12 protein-coding genes are annotated in these 18,674 nt (G+C 65.8%); 10 read left to right on the forward strand and 2 right to left on the reverse strand.

What is annotated here, in order from left to right; genetic code table 11:
• Positions 1-21 precede the first annotated feature (21 nt).
• Positions 22-2,892: a DNA polymerase I gene (gene polA / locus QTL98_RS16955; protein ID WP_445679645.1), complete on the forward strand. Its 2,871-nt coding sequence runs from the start codon at positions 22-24 to the stop codon at positions 2,890-2,892.
• A 204-nt stretch (positions 2,893-3,096) separates the two neighbouring features.
• Complete coding sequence (locus QTL98_RS16960; protein WP_445679646.1) at positions 3,097-4,056, forward strand: hypothetical protein; 960 nt, start codon at positions 3,097-3,099, stop codon at positions 4,054-4,056.
• A gap of 12 nt (positions 4,057-4,068) precedes the next feature.
• On the opposite strand, the gene QTL98_RS16965 is transcribed toward QTL98_RS16960, so the two are convergent.
• Positions 4,069-4,530 carry a DUF8265 family protein gene (locus QTL98_RS16965; RefSeq protein WP_445679647.1) on the reverse strand — a complete coding sequence of 154 codons (462 nt, stop codon included), beginning with the start codon at positions 4,528-4,530 and terminating at the stop codon, positions 4,069-4,071.
• Between the two features lie 192 nt (positions 4,531-4,722).
• On the opposite strand from QTL98_RS16965, the gene glgC reads away from it, so the two are divergent.
• From glgC to QTL98_RS16995, 6 genes are all read left to right on the forward strand, one after another.
• Entirely contained in the window at positions 4,723-5,994 is a 1,272-nt protein-coding gene (gene glgC, locus QTL98_RS16970) for a glucose-1-phosphate adenylyltransferase (RefSeq protein ID WP_445679648.1), read from the forward strand.
• A gap of 112 nt (positions 5,995-6,106) precedes the next feature.
• Positions 6,107-7,567: a glycogen synthase GlgA gene (gene glgA, locus QTL98_RS16975; RefSeq protein WP_445679649.1), complete on the forward strand. Its 1,461-nt coding sequence runs from the start codon at positions 6,107-6,109 to the stop codon at positions 7,565-7,567.
• A gap of 129 nt (positions 7,568-7,696) precedes the next feature.
• On the forward strand, positions 7,697-8,398 hold the full coding sequence (locus QTL98_RS16980) for an orotate phosphoribosyltransferase (RefSeq protein ID WP_445679650.1): 702 nt from the start codon (positions 7,697-7,699) through the stop codon (positions 8,396-8,398).
• A 65-nt stretch (positions 8,399-8,463) separates the two neighbouring features.
• On the forward strand, positions 8,464-8,904 hold the full coding sequence (locus tag QTL98_RS16985; RefSeq protein WP_445679651.1) for an HIT domain-containing protein: 441 nt from the start codon (positions 8,464-8,466) through the stop codon (positions 8,902-8,904).
• Positions 8,905-8,943: 39 nt separating this feature from the next.
• Positions 8,944-9,645, forward strand: a complete 702-nt coding sequence (locus tag QTL98_RS16990; protein ID WP_445679652.1) for a VIT1/CCC1 transporter family protein — start codon at positions 8,944-8,946, stop codon at positions 9,643-9,645.
• Between the two features lie 114 nt (positions 9,646-9,759).
• Positions 9,760-10,392, forward strand: coding sequence for a hypothetical protein (locus QTL98_RS16995; RefSeq protein WP_445679653.1), 633 nt, complete (start codon positions 9,760-9,762; stop codon positions 10,390-10,392).
• A 73-nt stretch (positions 10,393-10,465) separates the two neighbouring features.
• On the opposite strand, the gene QTL98_RS17000 is transcribed toward QTL98_RS16995, so the two are convergent.
• Positions 10,466-13,282 (reverse strand): Rne/Rng family ribonuclease, encoded by a 2,817-nt coding sequence (locus QTL98_RS17000; RefSeq protein WP_445679654.1) that lies wholly within the window; start codon positions 13,280-13,282, stop codon positions 10,466-10,468.
• A 656-nt stretch (positions 13,283-13,938) separates the two neighbouring features.
• On the opposite strand from QTL98_RS17000, the gene QTL98_RS17005 reads away from it, so the two are divergent.
• Positions 13,939-15,435, forward strand: a complete 1,497-nt coding sequence (locus QTL98_RS17005) for an N-acetylmuramoyl-L-alanine amidase (protein WP_445679655.1) — start codon at positions 13,939-13,941, stop codon at positions 15,433-15,435.
• 318 nt (positions 15,436-15,753) lie between these two features.
• On the forward strand, positions 15,754-18,669 hold the full coding sequence (locus QTL98_RS17010; RefSeq protein WP_445679656.1) for a penicillin-binding protein 1A: 2,916 nt from the start codon (positions 15,754-15,756) through the stop codon (positions 18,667-18,669).
• Positions 18,670-18,674: the final 5 nt, after the last annotated feature.

Below are 18,674 nucleotides of genomic sequence, written 5' to 3' on the forward strand. Positions count from 1 at the left end.
GCCGCAGCCTTTCCTGCCGGCATGAGCGACCTGCCCGAAACCGCCCAGAGCGGCGCCGCCCCTGCCGATGCCGGCCCGACCACGCTTTACCTCGTGGACGGCTCAGGCTTCATCTTCCGTGCCTTCCACAGCCTGCCGCCGATGACACGGCCGGACGGCACGCCGGTGAACGCCGTCTATGGCTTCACCAACATGCTGATGAAGCTGCTGCGGGACCACCACGCCCATCATCTGGCGGTGATCTTCGACGCCAAGCGCGAGAATTTCCGCAACGAGTTCTATCCGGACTACAAGGCCCACCGCCCGCCGGCGCCGGAAGAACTGGTGCCGCAGTTCCCGATTATCCACGAATGCGTGCGCGCCTTTGACCTGCCCTGCATCGAGATGGAAGGTTATGAGGCCGACGACCTGATTGCCACCTATGCCCGCCTTGCACGCGAGCGCGGCTGGCATGTGACGGTCGTCTCCTCCGACAAGGACCTGATGCAGCTGGTTCGCGACGGCGTCGACCTGTTCGACCCGATGAAGAACAAGGCCATCGGCCCGGACGAAGTGTTCGAGAAATTCGGCGTCGCGCCGGACCGGGTGGTCGATGTGCAGTCGCTGGCCGGCGACAGCGTCGACAACGTACCCGGCGTGCCCGGCATCGGCCTCAAGACCGCCGCCCAGCTCATTACCGAATATGGCGATCTCGATGCCCTGCTGGAGCGTGCCGGCGAGATCAAGCAGCCCAAGCGCCGCGAAAGCCTGATCGAGCATGCCGAGATGGCCCGCATCTCCCGCCGCCTCGTCCAGCTCGATGCTCATGCCCCGGTGACCGAGGGGCTGGACGAGCTGACGGCAAAGCTGAAGTCCGACGGCAAGCTGGTCTCCTTCCTGGAAGAGCAGGGCTTCAGATCCATCGTCTCCAAGCTCGGCGTCGATGGTACCGCCCAGCGCGCCAGTGCACCAAAGCCGATGCCTGCAGCCGGCAAGAGCGCCGGAAACATGGCCGGGGCAGAAGAGCAGAAGCTTGCTGGCCCGCACGCCACCATCACCGCCACGCCCGACCGCTCGGCTTACGAGCTGGTGCAGGATGAGGAGGCGCTCGCCCGCTGGGTTACGCTGGCAACGAAGCAGGGCCGTGTGGCCGTCGACACCGAAACCGACAGTCTGCGGGCCTCCACCGCCCGGCTTGTTGGCGTGTCGCTGGCGCTCGCCCCCGGCAAGGCCTGCTACATTCCTCTCGGCCATGCCGCCGCGCCGGAAGGCGGGCTCGATTTCAGCGCCGACAAGCCGAAGCAGATCGAGATGGGGCGGGCGATTGCCCTGCTGAAGCCGCTGCTGGAGGACCCGGGCGTCCTCAAGATCGGCCATAACCTCAAATATGACTGGCAGGTGCTGGCCCAGCACGGCATCGATATCGCCCCCTGGGACGACACGATGCTGATGCATTACTGTGTCTCCGGGCGCGGGCGCGGCAACTCGCTGGACGATGTCTCCGAAGCGCTGCTCGGTCACACCACCATCAAGTTCGAAGACGTATGCGGCAAGGGCAAGGGCCAGATCGGCTTTGCGCAGGTGCCGCTGGAAGCGGCGCGTGACTACGCCGCCGAGGATGCGGACGTGACCTGGTGCCTGTGGGAGCACCTGACCCAGAAGCTGCTGACCTCCGGCAAGAAGGCGCTTTATGAAACGGTGGAGCGCCCGCTCACCCGTGTCGTCGCCCGCATGGAAACGGCAGGCATCCTTGTCGACCGCGAACACCTGAAGCGCCTGTCGCAAAGCTATGGCGAGCGCATGGTGGCGCTGGAGGGCGAGGTGCACAAACTCGCCGGCGAGCCGTTCAATCTCGGTTCCCCCAAGCAGCTCGGCGATATCCTCTTCGGCAAACTGGGCTTGCAGGGCGGGCGCAAGGGCAAGACCGGCGCCTACTCCACCGACGTGTCCGTGCTGGAGCCGCTGGCACTGGAGCATGAGGTGGTGGCCAGGCTCCTTGAATGGCGCCATGTCGCCAAGCTCAAGAGCACCTACACCGACGCTTTGCAGGAAGAGATCGAGCAGGCCACGGGCCGCGTGCACACTTCCTTTGCCATCACGGCAACCAGCACAGGCCGCTTCTCCTCCACCGACCCGAATCTTCAGAACATCCCGACCCGTGACGAGGAAGGAAAGCGCATCCGCCGCGCCTTCATCGCCCCGGAAGGCATGAAACTGCTGTCGGTCGACTATTCGCAGATCGAACTGCGCCTTGCCGCCGAGATGGCGGGCGTGGAAGCGCTCAAACAGGCCTTCCGCGACAAGGTCGACATTCACGCCCTGACGGCGAGCCAGGTCTTCAATGTTCCGATGGCGGAGATGACGTCCGAAATCCGCCGCCGCGCCAAGGCGATCAATTTCGGCATTATCTACGGCATCTCCGGCTTCGGCCTCGGCCAGCAGCTGGGCATCGGCACCGGCGAGGCACAGAGCTTCATCACTGCCTATTTCGCCCGCTTCCCGGAAATCCGCGATTTCATGGAAGAGACCAAGACCTTCGCCCGCGCCAACGGCTATGTGACGACGCTCTTTGGCCGGCGCTGCGAGATTGACGGCATCCAGGACAAGAACCCCGCCCGCCGCAGCGGCGCGGAACGTCAGGCCATCAACGCCCCCATTCAGGGCAGCGCCGCCGACCTGCTGAAGCGCGCCATGGCCCGCGTGCCCGGCGCGCTGGAAAAGGCCGGCCTTGCCGCCCGCATGCTGCTGACGGTGCATGACGAACTGGTGTTCGAGGTGCCGGACGCAGAGCTGGAAGCCACTTCCGCACTGGTGCGGCAGGTGATGGAAGGGGCAGCCGCCCCGGCACTGACCTTGTCGGTGCCGCTGGTGGCCGAGGCAGGGGCGGGCACCAGCTGGGCTGATGCCCACTGACGCCATGCTTATCCGGCGGCGCGCTCTCGCCGCCGCCGGTTTTGGCCTGCGCGCTTAGGCTCCTTCCCCCTGCCGGATGCTATGGGATTCCCAGCGGCGCCAAGCTGATCTATCCTGCACCCTGTTGACGGGCCTTGCTTTTGCCTGAGGCCCGCCTCCACCCGTAGAGCTTCGGCCTCCCGCAAGGACGCCAGAGGAGAAGCGATGGCGCAGGCCAGGGAAGGATATCAGGCACTGCTCCTGGAAATGCTGGGCCCGCCTGCCGAGGAGCGTATCGACGCCGACCGGCTGGAGCGGCTGCGCCAGGGTTTGCAGGAACGGGGCACGCTCTGGGTCGATGAAGTCACCATGGGCGAGGTGCTGGCGCTTCAGCGCGAACAGCAGCGCCCGATGCTGACCGTCACCTGGTTTCCTCCGGCAGACCCGCTGGCCCAGCGTGGCCAACGCGCCTTTATCGAAGCTTTTGAAAACAAGATTCACGGACAGTTTCCGCTGCTCATCGTCGATGACAGCCGCCTGATCGGCGAGGCCTCGCTGAAACCCGGTGAAGTCCGCCTTGCCGCGCTGCGGGCCGGCAATGTCATCCGGCAGGAACTGTTGCAGGCAGACCGGGCAACGGAAGCCAGCGATGGCCGCCAGAAAGCGATGACTGCCCTCGTCTGGCTGCTTGACGCCGAACCTCCCCAGCAACCCCGGGGGCCGCAGAATGTGGAGGCCCGGCAGGCGCTGGAAGCGGAAGCCGCCAGCTCCGGTGCCAGCCCCGAGGTCAAGGCGATCACCCGCTCGCTGCTGTGGGAAAAGTTCTTCATGCTCCAGCGCAGCACGCAGGCGCAGGTCAACGAACTGATCATCACCTGCAAATATCCGCTGATGGTGGTGGAGTTCGAAGCCAACGAAACCCCGCCGCTGATGCATGCCTTCCTGCGCTCGGCACTCAAGGAGTTTCGCGGCAAGCCGCTGCTGCTGGCGATCAACTGGACGGAAAATACCGGCACCTACAAGGGCCAACCGGGCACCGTCACCATCGTCTATTACGACAAGGGCCAGCCCCGGCATCGCGACGTCATCTCGGGCTTTGGCACCAAGAGTGCGGGCGACCTCAAGAACCTGCTGGCGAGTTACCTGCCCTGGCGCGAGGACGGCAAGGCAGACCAGGACATCTGAATCTGCGGCGGCCTACTCCCGCACGAAATCATGGTCGATGTCCTGCACATAGACCTCGCAGCGCAGATAACCGTCCCAGCCCCCGTCGTGGAAAAAATAATAGATCTGGTTACGCGTGGCGTAGCCATTGGGGTCGGAGAGAATGGCCGGGTTCATCCACGCCACGCCGACCTGATAAATCTCGGCAAAGCGTGCGCGATACAGCATCAGGTAACGTTGGTTGAACTGCCGGTCCCGGCAGGCCTGGGTCAGCGCGGTATCGAGCCGCAGCCTGTCGCGCATATGGGTAGGCGAGTCCCAGATAATGAGGTGCCGCACTTCCTGCAGCGTTTCCGCCGCGGCGGTGCGTTTGCCGGCATCGCCGCCTGCTCCCTGCGTCCGCGCAGTACCGGCAGCCCCACCACCTGCTGACTGGGCGCTCGCAGGCGCCGGCAGGCTGCTCCCGGCCAGCCCGGCGAGCAGCAAAACCTGCATAATCCGGCGGACCTTTCGCCACGGCGCACCTCCCGAAGCCGGTGTGCCAGCCTCCCCGCTGAATACCTTCGCAACCCGGACCTTCAAGCGGCTCGACCTCCCGTTGTGCCGTGGTTTCGCCTGTGGCAGGCTGCCTTGAGCAGCCGCGACATCACACTGATAACATCGCGCCGCCAGGGAGAAAAACGCACCATGGCCTCCGACATGCCTCTGGGGCAATTGCCCCGTCATACCCTCGCTCTCGTCCTGGCCGGAGGCCGCGGCAGTCGCCTCAAGCAGCTGACTGACCGCCGCGCCAAGCCGAGCGTCTATTTCGGCGGCAAGTATCGCATCATCGATTTCGTGCTGTCGAACTGCATCAATTCCGGCTTCCGCCGCATTGCCGTGCTGACCCAGTACAAGGCTCACAGCCTGATGCGCCACCTGCAGCAGGGCTGGAGTTTCCTGCGCGCCGACCTCAACGAGTTCGTCGAGGTCTGGCCGGCACAGCAGCGCATTTCCGAGGAGATGTGGTACCGCGGCACGGCCGACGCCGTGTACCAGAACCTCGACATCATCCAGTCGCTGGCCCCGCGCCATATCGTCATCCTGGCCGGCGATCATATCTACAAGCAGGACTACAGCCTGATGCTGGAGGACCATGTGCGGCGCGGCGCGGCGGTTACCGTCGGCTGCGTGGAAGTGCCGCGCATGGAAGCGACCGAGTTCGGCGTCATGCATGTGGACGAGAACGACCACATCATCAGCTTTGTGGAGAAACCCAAGGACCCGCCAGCCATTCCGGGCCAGCCGGACAAGGCGCTGGCCTCCATGGGCATCTACATCTTCAATGCCGACGCACTTTATTCCGAACTGAATGAAGACGCCCTCGGCGCCGCCACGGATCATGATTTCGGCAAGAACATCATTCCGAGCCTGGTGGCGAAGGGCGCCCCCATATTCGCCCACCGCCTCTCCTACTCCTGCGTTTCCCAGCAGCCGGGCCACGATCCCTACTGGCGCGATGTCGGCACGCTCGATGCCTATCACGAAGCCCATATGGACCTGTGCTCGGTCACGCCGTCGCTCGATCTTTACGATCCCAGCTGGCCGATCTGGACGCTCGCCCAGCAGGCCCCGCCCGCCAAGTTCGTCCATGATGACCTGAACCGGCGTGGCGAGGCGGTCAGCAGCCTCGTTTCCGGCGGCTGCATCATCTCCGGCTCTTCCATCCGGCGTTCCATCATCTCCTACGGCTCGCGCTGCAACTCCTTCAGCTGGCTGGATGAGTGCGTCATCCTGCCCGAGGTGGACGTGGCCCGGCATGCCCGACTCACGCGCTGCGTGGTTGATCGCGGCGTCCATATTCCCGAAGGGCTGGTGGTCGGCGAGGACGCTGAACTGGACGCAAAACGCTTCTACCGCACCGCAGGGGGCATAACCCTCATCACCCAGGAGATGCTGGACGCACTTGGAAAGGCATAATTCATCAAGTGCTTGAGGGCAGTACCGGTTTAAGGGTACCGCTTAGAGGCCCGGTCGGATATCCGGCCGGGCCTTTTCGCTCCCGCCCCATCCACTTGCCGGATGCCTGCCGATGCGCGTTCTCTTCGTCACGTCCGAGGTTCACCCGCTGATCAAGACCGGGGGCCTTGCCGATGTGAGTGGAGCGCTGCCGCCGGCGCTTGAAAAGCTGGGCCTCTCGGTCAAGGTGCTGCTACCCGGCTACCCCGCCGTGATGCAGAAGATCGCCCGCAGCGAGATCGGCACTCCCATCGACATTCCCGGCCCGCTCGGCACCACCAGCGCCCGCCTGCTGCCAGTGCGCTACGGCGCGCTCGACCTCCTCGTGCTGGATGCGCCGGACCTCTTTACCCGGCCAGGCGGCCCCTACAACGCCCCCGGCGGACAGGACTGGCCGGATAACCAGTTCCGCTTCGGCGCCCTCTGCCACGCCGCCGCCTGGCTGTCGCTCTCCGACACGCCGCTCGGCTGGCGCCCGGATATCCTGCACGGGCATGACTGGCAGGCCGGCCTTGCCGTTGCCTACTGCCACCTCTGGGGCCAGCATGGCCGCCCGCGCACCGTCTTTACCGTGCACAACCTCGCCTATCAGGGCCAGTTTGCCGCGGAAAACGTGCCCCACCTGCGCCTGCCATGGGAGGCCTACCGCCATGACGGGCTGGAGTTCTGGGGCGGCATGAGCTTCCTCAAGGCCGGGCTCTGGTATGCTGACCAGCTGACGACCGTCAGCCCCACCTACGCACGCGAAATCCAGACGCCCGAGCTGGGCTGCGGCCTCGACGGGCTGCTTTCCATGCGCTCGTCAAACCTCGCCGGCATCCTCAACGGCATTGACGATACCGAATGGAACCCCGGAATCGACCCCTTCATGCCGGCGACCTTCAGCGACAGCAAGATGGCGGGCAAGGCAACGGTCAAGCGGGCACTCCAGGTCGCCTCGGCCCTTACCCCTGACCCGCAGACCCCGCTTTTCTGCGTGGTAAGCCGCCTCACGCACCAGAAGGGCCTCGACCTGCTGGCCGACTGCCTGCCCGACCTCGTGGGACGCGGCGCACAGTTCGTGCTGGTGGGCACCGGCGACCCGGCACTGGAACATCGTTACCGCATGCTGGCAGCCGCCTACCCCGGCCGCATCAGCGCCCAGCTCAAATATGACGAGGGCTTCTCCCATCTTGTTATCGGCGGGTCTGACGCCATCATCGTGCCCTCGCGCTTCGAGCCTTGCGGCCTCACCCAGATGTACGGGCTGCGCTATGGCACGCTGCCGGTCGTGCGCCGCACCGGCGGCCTTGCCGATACGGTCACGGATGCCACGCCAGCCGCCATCGAGAATGGCAGCGCCACCGGCTTCACCTTCGACCATGCCGATGCCGCCGGACTTTCCTGGGCACTCAGCCGGGCGCTCGACCTGTGGAAACACCCGAAGCTGTGGAAGCAGGTGATGCGCAGTGCCATGACGCACGACAACAGCTGGGACAAGGCTGCGCTCGACTATCAGGCGCTTTACGAAGGGCTGCTGGCAAAGCCGCTCTGAAAGCGGGCATGGACAAGGCGGCAAACTGCGGTTATTCCGGGCGCATCTTTCGCCCCGCCGATTGCCGGGGATGATGCGGGGTATCCACCTCCCCGCGCCAAATCGCCAGAAAACAGAAGGGCCACCTTCATGACCTTTACCCCCGCCGCCAGCCCCGCCGTGCTCGCGGAGAATGATTTTGCACGCCGTGCCGCCCGTATCCTGATCGAGACCGAGGCCGTGCTCTTCCGCCCGGACGAGCCCTTCATTTTCACCTCCGGCCGCGCCAGCCCGGTTTATGTCGACTGCCGCCGCCTGATCGGCTTCCCGCGCGCCCGCGCCCAGCTGATGGATATGGGCGTCGCCCAGCTTGACCGCGCCGTGGGCGTCGAGGCTTTCGACTGCGTGGCCGGCGGCGAGACCGCAGGCATTCCCTTTGCTGCCTTCATCGCCGAGCGCATGGGCCTGCCGATGGTCTATGTGCGCAAGAAGCCCAAGGGCTTTGGCCGCAACGCCCAGATCGAAGGCCTGCTGCCGGAAGGCGCGCGCACCTTGCTGGTGGAAGATCTGGCAACCGATGGCGGCTCCAAGATCAATTTCGTCAACGCCCTGCGCACCGCCGGCGCGCGCGTTCACCACACCTTCGTCATTTTCCACTACGGCATCTTCCCGGAAGGCATTGCCAAGCTGAAGGAAGAGGGCGTGGACCTGCATGGCCTTGCCACCTGGCATGACGTGGTGGCCGAGGCTGATGCGCAGGGTTACTTCACCGGCGACCAGCTGGAGGCGGTCAAGGCCTTCCTCGCCGCGCCGGTGGAATGGTCCCGTGCCCATGGCGGCAAGGAAGACTGAGCACCTTAAGAAACAAGGGCCGCCCGGAAGAGGCGGCCCTTGTTGTATCCGGGAGATGAAGCGCCATGTCCGCAACAGGTTTTGCCCTCGATCCACGCCTTGAGGCTGACTGGCTGCCTGTGGGGGAATTCCCGCTCTCGCGCCTGATGATCAAGCGCGACTGCCGCCTGCCCTGGTTCATTCTGGTGCCCCGCCGGGCGGGCGCGGTGGAAATCCACCGGCTGAGTGCGGACGACCAGCGGCAGCTCTTCAAAGAGACCATGCAAGTGGCCGAAATGATCGAAGCCACTTTCCCCTGCGACAAGCTCAACATCGGCGCCCTTGGCAACATCGTCTCCCAGCTGCATGTACATCTGGTGGCCCGCCGGGTGGGCGATTTCGCCTGGCCGGGCGCCATCTGGGGGGTGGGCACCGCCGAGCCATGGCAGGAAGCTGCGCTGGAAGCAACGCTGGCACGCGTGCGCGCCGCGCTGCCCGCTTTGACGGCTCCGGCCCTACGCGGTTAGGCTGTTTAAAAGCCTCCCGATCCGCTCCCAGGTGCCCCGATGCCCGACCGTCTGCCGCATGGTGAAACCCACTTTATCAGCCGCATTGGCTGGCTGCGCGCGGCCGTGCTGGGCGCCAATGACGGCATTGTTTCGACAGCCAGCCTCGTGGTCGGTGTTTCCGCCGCTGCCGCCTCACAGCAGGAAGTGCTGCTGGCCGGCATCGCCGGCATGGTAGCCGGAGCGATGTCGATGGCGGCGGGTGAATATGTCTCCGTCAGCTCGCAGGCAGACACCGAAGCTGCGGACCTTGCCCGCGAAGAGCAGGAATTGCGGGACGAGCCGGAGTTCGAGCTGCACGAACTGACGGAGATTTATGTCGAGCGCGGCCTTAGCCGCGAACTTGCCGGCGAAGTTGCCCGGCAACTGACGGCCCGGGATCCGCTGGCTGCCCATGCCCGGGACGAACTCGGCATATCTGAAATTTCCACCGCCCGCCCCATCCAGGCTGCCCTCGCCTCGGCAGCCTCCTTTGCTATCGGTGCGGCTTTGCCGCTTGTCGTCGCCGCGCTGTCGCCGCTCACCCTCCAGGCCTGGTCGGTTTCGCTCGCCTCCCTCCTCTGCCTTGCCATCCTCGGTGCCCTCGGAGCACGGGCCGGCGGCGCCAGCCCGTGGCGGGCCGCCACCCGGGTGACGCTCTGGGGAGCACTTGCCATGCTGGTCACCTACGGCATCGGCCATCTGGTCGGCGCCGTAATCTAGCCCGGCAGTTCGAGAAAAAGCGCCCGCCCCGCCGGGCCTCGTCCGTTGTAAGCAGCAGCCGGGTTGCCATGGCAGGCTCCCGGCCGGCAGCTCTCCAGCGGGCAGGAGGCCCCGATGCTCTACACCGACAAGTTCGTCTGGCTGCATTTCGGCAAAACCGGCGGCACCACCACCTGCGACATCCTCATCACCCTCTTTCCGCAGATCGAGGGGGTGCGGGAGCCCTATAATGTGCTCCAGCATGAATCGCTCTCGGCGCTGAAGACCCGCACCGGCATCGATCTCAGTGACCGGGATGTCTTTCTCGGCTTCCGCCGCCTTGCCGGCTGGGCCGTCTCGCACCTTCATCATCAATTCGGGCAGGAAGTCCCGCGGGAGATGATCGAGCGCACGGCAGCGGGCGAACTTGTGTTCGCGGACGAGTCCGCCGCCCGAAAAATCGGCCTCTTCGAGGGCATCACCACACTGGACGGCATCCTCGGCTATTTCCTTGAGAAGGAGCCCCGCCACTATCTGCGGCTCGAACATCTGGGGCAGGACCTCTACGCAGCCGTGAAGGACCATGTAAAGGTGCGGCCGGAGCAGGTGCAGGGCATGGCCGGCGGCGCGCTCAATCGCGGCAAATATAACCGCCGCGTACCGACACTGACCGAAGGCGAGATTACAGAGCTCTACCGCAACTGCCCGCGCTGGGCCGGGCTGGAAGCACGCCTCTATGATCCGGCAGAGGCGCGCGGCGCCGCCTGACAGCTGAAGACAGAAAAAGAAAAGGCCCGCCCCGGAGCTCCGGGGCGGGCCTTTTGTCTGTTAACGCCGGGCCTCAGGAAACGAGGCGACGCCACCAGCCGCCACGGCGGGGCTGGTTACCATCCTTGTTGCCGCCTTCCACCTCGATCACCGTGGTGTGGGACGGGGTGGCCGCAGTGTCCTCGGCTGCCGGTGCTTCCGGTTCCGGGGCGGGTGCGGCTTTGGTTTCAACCTTCACTTCAGCAGCGGGCTGCGGTGCGGGCTCGGCCACGGCTTCCGCTGCAGGCGCGGCCTCGGCCGGTGCTTCGGCAGCAGCGGTCTTGGCGGACTTGCGAGGAGCAGCGCGGCGACGGCGCGGCTTGGCTTCTGCTTCGACCGGAGCCTCGGCAGCAGCTTCCGGCGCGGCTTCCGCAGCAGGCTCTGCGGTTTCGGCAGCCGGGGCCTCTTCCGTTGCCGCGGTCTTGCGGCGGCGCACGGTACGGCGCGGCTTGGCAGCCGGCTTTTCCCCGGTTGCTTCGGCAGTCACCTCGGCCACGGGTTCGGAGACCACCTCGGCAACGCTCACCGCCACTTCGGCGGCTTCAGCGATCACCGGCTGGGCGCCATCCTCATCGGAGGCATCGCCCTCGTCATCGCTTTCGCCCTCGCCACCTTCGGCGGCCATTCCCTCTTCACCATCCTCACGGCGGCGAGCGGAACGGCGGCGGCCACCCCGGCGGCCACGGCGGCGGCGGCGGCGCTGGCCGTCGGCATCGGTGTCATCACCTTCGCCGCGCGGCGCGGCCTCGGCCTCACCCTCTTCGTCATCGCCCTCTTCACCGGCGTCCTCATCGGAAGCGGCGGCATCGGCGGACTGCTGACCGTCCTCGGCGCCCTCGCCTTCGGCGCCGCCACGACGGCGACGGCGACGGCGCTTGCGACGACGGCCATTGCCACCATCCTCTTCACCGCGGGCGGTGGAGGTGGTTTCGGCTTCGGCCTCTTCGTCCTCGATCAGATCCTCTTCCTCTTCCGGCTCGTTGACCGGAGCGAGGGCGGGCGGCGGCTCGTTCTGGCGATACTGGATCGCCGGCGGCTGCTCGTCCGCCGCACGCGCCTTGACGCGCTCGATGCGGAAGATCGGGTTAACCAGCGTTTCGTCGCTTTCCAGCGACACGCGCATGCCATAGCGCTGCTCGATGGAGAGCAGGGCGTCACGCTTGTGGTTGAGGATATAGAGCGCGATGACCGCCGGGGTATAGACGATCACCTCGGAAGCGCGGTGGCGCAGGCCCTCTTCCTCCACACCGCGCAGCACATGAAGCGCCGCGCTGTCGGTGGTGCGAATGAGGCCGGTACCGGCGCAATGCGGGCACTCGACATAGGTGGTTTCGGTCAGGCTCGGGCGCAGGCGCTGACGCGACAGCTCCAGCAGGCCAAACGGGCTGATGCGGCCAACCTGGATGCGGGCGCGGTCGGACTTCATCGCCTCTTTCAGGCGCCGCTCCACCGCATGGTCGTGCCGGTGCTCGTCCATATCGATGAAGTCGATGACGATGAGGCCGGCAAGGTCGCGCAGGCGCAGCTGGCGGGCCACCTCGTCGGCGGCCTCCAGATTGGTCTTGAGCGCCGTCTCCTCGATGTTCCGCTCGCGGGTGGAACGGCCGGAGTTGACGTCGATGGCAACCAGCGCCTCGGCCTGGTCGATAACGATGTAGCCGCCCGACTTCAGCTGCACGATCGGGCTGTGCATGCTGTCGATCTGCTGCTCGATCTGGTAGCGCTGGAACAGCGGGATCGCCGCGTCCCGGTAGGGCTGGACCCGGCGCGCATGGCTCGGCATGAGCATGCGCATGAAGTCCTTGGCGATGCGGTAGCCCTCTTCGCCCTCGACCTGGATTTCGTCGATGTCACGGGTATAGAGGTCGCGGATGGCGCGGCGGATAAGGCTCGCTTCCTCGAAGATCAGCGAGGGTGCCATCGAGGAGAGCGTGCGCTCGCGGATATCGTCCCACAGGCGCAGGAGATAGTCGGCGTCGCGCTTGATCTCGGCCTTGGTGCGCTCCATGCCTGCGGTGCGCAGAATGACGGACATGCCCTGCGGCAGTTCCAGCGCCTCGATGATGCTCTTGAGACGCTTGCGGTCCTGCACGTTGGTGATCTTGCGGGAGACACCGCCACCGCGACCGGTGTTGGGCATCAGCACGCAATAACGACCGGCCAGCGACATGTAGGTGGTCAGCGCCGCGCCCTTGTTGCCGCGCTCTTCCTTGACCACCTGCACCAGCATCACCTGCCGGCGCTTGATCACTTCCTGGATCTTGTAGCGCTGCTGGATGCGCACCCGGCGGCGCTCGGCCTGAACCTCGACGTCGCCGCCCAGCTCCTCGACCTTGGGCTTGCGGGGAGCCTGGGCCGGTTCGGCAGCGGCAGCCTCGTCACCGGCGCTCTCGCCGGCTTCTTCGCTCACGCTGTGGACAGCCTCGTCCTCACCCTCGACCGGGGCCGCCATGGCGCCAACAGTCTCGATCTCTTCAACGGGAGCAGCAGCTTCCGGCGCCGCAACTTCGGCGACGGGCTCTTCCTGCTCGTCTTCGTCTTCGTCCTCTTCCTCCTCGGCTTCGGCAAGAGCGCGCTCACGCTCCAGCGCCTGCCGGTCTGCATAGGGGATCTGGTAATAGTCGGGGTGGATTTCGGCGAAGGGCAGGAAGCCATGGCGGTTGCCGCCATACTCCACGAACGCCGCCTGGAGCGAAGGCTCCACGCGCGTTACCCGCGCCAGATAGATGTTACCCTTGAGCTGCTTCTTGGAAGCGACCTCGAAGTCGAAGTCTTCCAGGCGATTGCCGTCGACCACGGCCACCCGGGTTTCCTCCGGGTGGGTGGCGTCGAGGAGCATACGTGTTGCCATTGAGTGAAATCCTTGCAACGCGCCCGGGGCCCGCCGTGCGACAAGGGCAGGCCGGCGCGTCTGAATTTGATGCGAGGGGCATATCGGCAGCTACGGGGTTATCGGCTGGGACGGACGCGCCACGCAGGGCAACAGCGCCGCAAAACGGCCGCGTGCCCTCCAAGCGCATGTCCTGTCCGAACCTGACCAATCGGCCCATCCCCATCCCTGCTCGACCCCACGTATGAAAGGAGGGTCAAGTACCAAGCCAGCACGCGCCCCATGAGCCCCGTCCAACAACCCGCCTGTTTTCCCGTTTGAAAGGCGTTTTTCGCCATCGGGAAGGCAGGTCAAACTCTTGAGTGACGGGACCCAACCACACAGTCTCACGAAGGTGTTCGTCGATGGCTGGGGCCGCGACTGGTATGTCGCATTTGGCACCATAAACACCCGCACGGGCTTAAACAAGAAACAATGCGCGCGGGGTGCAGCGATTGGCACCAGCGCAGCCCTGCCCTGCGGCCCCCGCCCCTTGCCCAACCGCCAAAGAACGCGTAACAGCAGGCGTTTGCAGTTGATTAGACCGATTCGCTCAGATAAAAACTGAGAAGGATCACCCTTTTACTCCAGGATCGATCGACCTTCGCACCAAGCCCAAGGTCCTGAAACTGAAGCCCATGCGCGTTGCGCCCCTCCTGCGCCCCAGATTGTGGCTTATGGCCCTGCTGGCGGCACTCGTGGCGACGGTATGCCTTGACGGCATTCCGGCGGATGCTGCCACGCGCGCCATGGAAATGCGTGTCGGTCAGCATGCCGACTATACGCGCTTCGTGATCGAGCTGGGCGCACGCCTGCCCTTCAAGGCGACCGCGCTTGCCAAACCCGACCGTATTGCCATCGATTTTCCGGCACTTGACTGGCAGGCCGGCCCCGCCGTCGGCCGGCTCGATCGCGGTGTGGTGTGGGGCTACCGGCTCATTCAGGTGCGCCCCAACGTCACCCGCATCGAGCTGACGCTGGCGCGCCCCGGCCGCATCCTGGCCGCCACCGTGCTGCCGCCACAGGATGGATTCGGCCCGCGTTTCGTGCTCGATGTCGCCGCTGCGCCGAACGGCACGGTCAACGCCGTCGCCACGCCGGCTGACTGGTCGTGGAATGCCGATATCGACCTGCCCGGCGGCTCCGCCATCGATACGCAGAGCACCGCCCTGCTGGTGCCGCCCCCGGCGCCGGACGTACAGCCGCTGACGCCTGCCGACAACAATGCTGCGGTACGCCTTACCCCGCCACCGCCGCGGGCCGTCGGTGCCGGTGCGGGTAGCGCCGTGACCACCGATCTCAGCGCCCTGCCGGCCGCCGTCCCGACGCCGCCGGCGAGCGCACCAGCCGAGCCACCGCCCGCCGCACTCGAAACCGCCAGTCTGCTGCCGCCCTTGCCGGCGCCGGCACCCGGACGTGGCACGCCAGTCATCCCGCGCCATATCGTCGTCATCGATGCCGGCCATGGCGGGCAGGATCCGGGCGCCATCGGCCTTGGCGGTGTCTATGAAAAAAACATCACCCTCGCCACCGCCCTGTTGCTGCGCGACGAGCTGAACAAGCTTGGCGGTTATGAGGTGCACATGACACGCAGCACCGACGTGTTCCTGCCGCTACGCGACCGCGTCGATGTGGCCCGCCACGTCAACGCCGACCTCTTCATCTCCCTGCACGCCGATTCCATCCCGGGCCGCGCGATCCGGGGCGCCAGCATCTACACCCTCTCCAACAAGGCATCCGACAAGGAAGCCGAATTGCTGGCCCAGAGCGAAAACCGCGCCGACATCATCAATGGCGAGGATCTGTCGGGTTACGACAACAACCTTGCCAACATCCTCATCGACCTCGCCCAGGAAAGCACCATGCGCCTGTCCCGGCGCTTCGCCAGCCTGGTGGTGACGGAGGTGCGGGACGGGCAGGGCATCCGCATGCTGGAAAATCCGCAGCGTCAGGCCGGCTTTGTTGTCCTGAAGGCGCCGGACGTGCCCTCCGTGCTGATCGAGATGGGTTTCCTTTCCAGCGATGCCGATCTCAAGCGCCTGACGGATGACACCCAGCGCGACCGCCTTGCCGCCGCCATCGCCACGGCCGTGCAGGGTTATTTCACCCAGGTCGCCCGCCTGCAGGAAGGCTGAGCCCAAACGGCTCCCGCGCCCCACCGCAACTCTTCGCACTCCACAAGCGTTGCCGTCAGGTCGGGCGCGCACACTCCGTCATGCCGGCTTCGCCTGCCAGCTTTGCTCGGCATAACGTGGCGTTCCTGATACAGTCGCGGCAAAGTTGATGGCGGCGCCGAGCGCGACGTCGAAACCGCGCCACATTTGCGCTCTAAGCAGGGCCGCAAACTTTCTGGTCGCTTCGATAGCGGAGAGGCCGGTCAGTGATCCGGCCCCGGCTGGCTGAAGCAACCCCGAGCAAGAGCCGGAGCCCGGCAACGGACCCCAAGAGCCTAGATGAGCGATACCCCTCCCTTCTCCGCCCCGCGCCGCCCTGCCAACCCCGCCTCGGACAAAACCCCGTCCCTCAGGACCGGTGGTGCCATTTCCGCCGGCGGCGACGGGCGGCTGGCGCCAAGCCTCGGCCCGGATACCGCGTCGTCGGCGGCTGGCCCGTCGCGGCCGGCGCCACTAGCTGCCGGCGGCGGCCTTTTGGGCGACCATGCCGGCACGCCCGCCGGTGGCGGGGACCAGGGCGGCAAGGGCGGCGGGAATAACGGCGGCAATGGCGGGGGCGATGGCAGCTCCGGCCCGGAAAAGGACGGCAAGCCCGGGGCCAAAAAAGCTGTCGCCGCACGCAAACGCTCCACCAGCTCGCCGATCGGCTGGCTCTACACGCTCGGCTCGCTCGCCTACACCGGCGCCATTGCCGGTTTTGCTACCGCTGTCGGTGTAACCGCCTACTTCACGGCCGACCTGCCGAGCTACGACTGGCTCGCCACCTACGAGCCGGCGCTGGTTACCCGCGTGCATGCCGCCGATGGCCGCCTGATGGGCGAGTTCGCCACCGAACGGCGCGTTTTCGTGCCCATCGCCTCCATCCCCAAGCATGTGGCCGACGCCTTCCTCGCCGCCGAGGATAAGAATTTCTACGACCATCCGGGCATCGACGTGACCGGCATTGGCCGCGCCATCGTCGTCAACCTGGAAAACTTCGCCCATGGCGGCCACCGCCTTGTCGGTGCCTCCACCATCACCCAGCAGGTCGCGCGCAACCTCTTGCTGACGCTCGACCAGCGCTTCGATCGCAAGATCAAGGAAATCATCCTTTCCCTGCGCATCGAGCAGATCCTGCCCAAGGACCGCATCCTCGAGCTTTATCTCAACGAAATTTACCTCGGCCAGCGCTCCTATGGCGTGGCGGCGGCAGCGCTCAGCTATTTCGACAAGTCGCTCGATAACCTGACGATTGCCGAAGCCGCCTATCTCGCCGCCCTGCCCAAGGGCCCGAACAACTACAATCCGGTGACGCGCCGCCAGGCCGCCCTGGATCGCCGCAACTGGGTGATCGGGCGCATGTTCGAGGACGGGCGCATCACCCACGAGCAGGCCGAGGCCGCTCTGGCAGAACCCTTCAATGCCGGCCTGCCGCGCGACACCGAGACGGTGCAAGCCGGTTATTTCGCCGAGGAAGTGCGCCGCGAACTCATCGACAAATATGGCCGCGACGCGCTCTACGAGCAGGGCTATTCGGTGCGCACGACCATGGACCCGCGCCTGCAGGAGATCGCCCGCCGGTCGCTGCGCGACGGCCTCGTGGAGTTCGACCGGCGCGAGGGCTATCGCGGGCCGATCACGCACTTCGCCAGCATGGATGACTGGAAGAAGCAGCTGACCGAAGTGTCGACCACGCCGGGGGATGATGACTGGCGCCTCGCCGTCGTGCTCGAGGTCAGCCGCGACAAGGCCACCATAGGCTTTTCCGACGGCTCGCACGGCACCATCAAGCGCGAATGGATCACCTGGGCCCGCCGCTTCATCACCTATAACCAGCAAGGCCCGGCCGTGGGCGGCGCCGATGATGTGCTGAAGGTCGGCGACGTCATCTACGCCATGCCGATGGAAACGCTGGATGGCAAGAAGCTGCCGGAAGGCAGTTTCGCGCTGCGCCAGATCCCCAAGGTTGAAGGCGGCATGGTCGCCATGGACCCGCACACGGGGCGCGTGCTCGCGCTGGTCGGCGGCTTCTCCTACAACATCAGTCAGTATAACCGCGCCACCCAGGCCATGCGGCAAACGGGGTCGGCCTTCAAGCCCTTCGTCTATCTGGCGGCGCTGGAGCGCGGTTTCACCCCGTCTACCATCATCGATGACGATTACATCGAGCTGGAGCAGGGCCCCGGCCTGCCGCTGTGGACACCCGGCAACTATCATGGCGAGAGCCTTGGCCCCACCACCTTCCGTGAGGGAGTGGAGAAGTCCAAGAACATGATGACGGTGCGCCTTGCCGCCTATATCGGCATGCAGCCGATCAGCGATGTGGGCGAGCGCTTCGGCATCTATGACAAGATGCCGCCCTATCTCTCCTATGCCCTTGGCGCCGGCGAGACGACGGTTCTGCGCCTGACCAACGCCTATGCCATGCTGGTCAATGGCGGCAAACGCATCCAACCGACGCTGATCGACCGCATCCAGGACCGGTATGGCCACACCATCTATCGGCATGACGAGCGGCCCTGCACGGCTTGCGAGAATGTGACCTTCGACCCGTCCCAGCCGGTGCCGAACCCGCCGGATGAGCGCGAGCAGGTGGTCGATCCGCGCTACGCCTACCAGATGGTCAGCATCATGGAAGGCGTCATCCAGCGCGGTACCGGCGTGCGCATCGCCTCCCTCGGCCGGCCGCTTGCTGGCAAGACCGGTACCTCCAACGACAGCAAGGACACCTGGTTCGTCGGCTTCTCGCCTGACCTTGCCGTGGGTGTCTATGTCGGTTACGACCAGCCGGCCTCGCTGGGTAAAAGCGAGACCGGCTCCTCCGTCGCCGCGCCGATCTGGAAGGAATTCATGGGCGATGCCCTGAAGGACACGCCAGCCATCCCCTTCCGCGTGCCGCCCGGCCTCGTCATGACGCGTGTCAATGTCGATACCGGACAGCCGCCGGAGCTGGGCGATCCCGCCCGCAAGGTGATCTGGGAAGCCTTCCTCCCCGGCAGCGAGCCGGAGCCGGGCGCCCCGGTGCAGATGCTGGATTCCATCCCCGGCGACGAACATCACCGCGTCGGCTTCGTGCCGCTGCACGGCGGCACCGGGGTCTATGTCCCGGTCTCGCAAGGCGGCCCGGATGCTGCGCGTCCCAATGCCGTCCCTCAGGAGCCGGTGGGGCAGACCCCGCTGCCGCTGCTCAACTCCGGCACCGGCGGCATCTACTAAGGTTC

Origin of the sequence: Radicibacter daui (assembly GCA_030657355.1) — a bacterium.
Taxonomy (GTDB): domain Bacteria; phylum Pseudomonadota; class Alphaproteobacteria; order Radicibacterales; family Radicibacteraceae; genus Radicibacter; species Radicibacter daui.